1 protein-coding gene is annotated in these 1,764 nt (G+C 69.8%); it reads right to left on the bottom strand.

What is annotated here, in order from left to right; genetic code table 11:
* Positions 1-134 precede the first annotated feature (134 nt).
* A partial coding sequence (locus RM590_RS35335) for a protein kinase family protein (RefSeq protein WP_311708914.1) occupies positions 135-1,764 on the bottom strand: 1,630 nt, incomplete at its 5' end.

The following is a 1,764-nucleotide window of genomic DNA, read 5'->3' as shown; positions in this document are numbered from 1 at the left end:
CCCCCCCGTCACCGCCACCAGCCGCCGCCCCGGCGAACGGCCCAGATACACCCGCCGCATCCCACCCCGCCCCAGCCTCCCCACCAACCGGTACGGACCCACCTGACGCCAATCACCCAGCCCCAGGGGCTGCATCACTCGACCGTCCACAACTGGATGGTGGAAAGCAGTTCGTCGGTGTCGATGGCGGCGGCGAGGGTCTCGCCGTCAGGGCTGAACACCAGGTCGCCAGCACCGCTGCGGCCGGCGGCCACGGAGACGATCTTCTCGTGGGAGAGCGCGTTCCACAGGGTGACCTCTCCGCCCGAGCTTCCGGCGCTCCAACCGCCGGCCACCGTGGAGCCGTCCGGGCTGAACGCCACGGACTGGTAAGCGGGACCGTAATCGCTCATGTCGTGGAGAGAGGCGATCAATGAGTGCGAGGGGACATCCCACAGCGCGACCCCGCCAAAGGAACCGGCCAGCGTCCTGCCGTCGGGACTGAACGCGAGGGATGCCACGCCGAAGGCGTCCGTGTTCTCCAACGGAATGGTCGCGATCGGCGAGTAGGAGGGGACATCCCACAGCGCGACCCCGCCCTTCAAGCCGTAGCCGTATCCGGCGGCCAGCGTCCTGCCGTCGGGGCTGAAGGCGACACTGCGCACCGCGCTGATATCGGTTCCCCTCCCGGCTCCGACGACCAAGGTGTGGATCAGTTCCCGCGAAGAGATGTCCCACACCGGGACCTTTCCGATGCAGTCGTGACCGTTTCTGGCGCCGGCCACGGTGGTGCCGTCCGGGCTGACGGCCACCGCGGTCATCGCTTCCAGGATTTGCCCCTCGGACTCCGTGTACAGCGTGGTGACCTCCGTGGCCGCCCCACGAGAAGAGATCTCCCACAGCTTGACCGCTCCGATGTCCATCACCAAATCGCCGAGGGTCATGCCCCGGTCACTGACGTAGCCGACGGCCAGGAGTCCGTTCCGGCCGAACGCGACGTCACTGATGCCCATCGAGTCGCTTACCGACAGGGTGGCGATCTCCCTTCGGGAGGCCATGTCCCACAGCGAGACGTCCGCCTCGACGGCGCTCACGGCGAGCATCGCGCCGTCCGGACTGTACGTGAGCGCGGGGACCGAGTCGATGCTGCCGAGATCCAGGGTCGCCGCCGGGATGAGCGTGACGGCAGCGTCCACGCCCTCCCGCGGCGCGTCGCCCCCTGTGCCGTCCGTGTCGTCCGTGTCGTCTCCGGCACGGGACGCGAGCCCGATGCCCACGGGGACGCCGATGGCGGCGAGGGCGCCCAGAGCGGCGGTCGCCAACACGGCCCGGCGCCCGGGACGCCCCACGCGGCCCTCGGTTCGCTCCGCGGCCTGTCGTTGGCTGATCATCGAGACGATGTCCGGCGGCAGCCATGGGATGACCGGCCGGGCCGGCTGGGCCGGCTCGGCGAAGTGCTGGAGGATGTCCGCGAGGCTGGGCCTTGCGGCGGGGTCCTTGGCCAGGCAGGCGGCCAGCAGGCCGGCGAAAGGGGCCGGTACACCTCGGAGTTCGGGTTCGCTGTTGACGATGCGATAGATGACCTCTGCCGCCGGTGCTTCTCCGTAGGGGCTGTGTGTGGTGGCGGCGTAGGTGAGGACGCAGGCGAGGGAGAAGACGTCGGACGCCGGGCCGGTGGGGTGACCGCGGGCCTGCTCGGGTGACATGTACCCGGGTGTGCCGAAGATCCCGGTGGAATGCTGGACGGCGTCCAGGGCACGGGCGATACCGAAGTCGATGACGCGC

The sequence above is a fragment of the Streptomyces litchfieldiae genome, from assembly GCF_031845365.1.
GTDB lineage: Bacteria > Actinomycetota > Actinomycetes > Streptomycetales > Streptomycetaceae > Streptomyces > Streptomyces litchfieldiae.
Note: the sequence above shows the minus strand (reverse complement) of the source record. Positions and strands in the feature narration are given on the sequence as shown.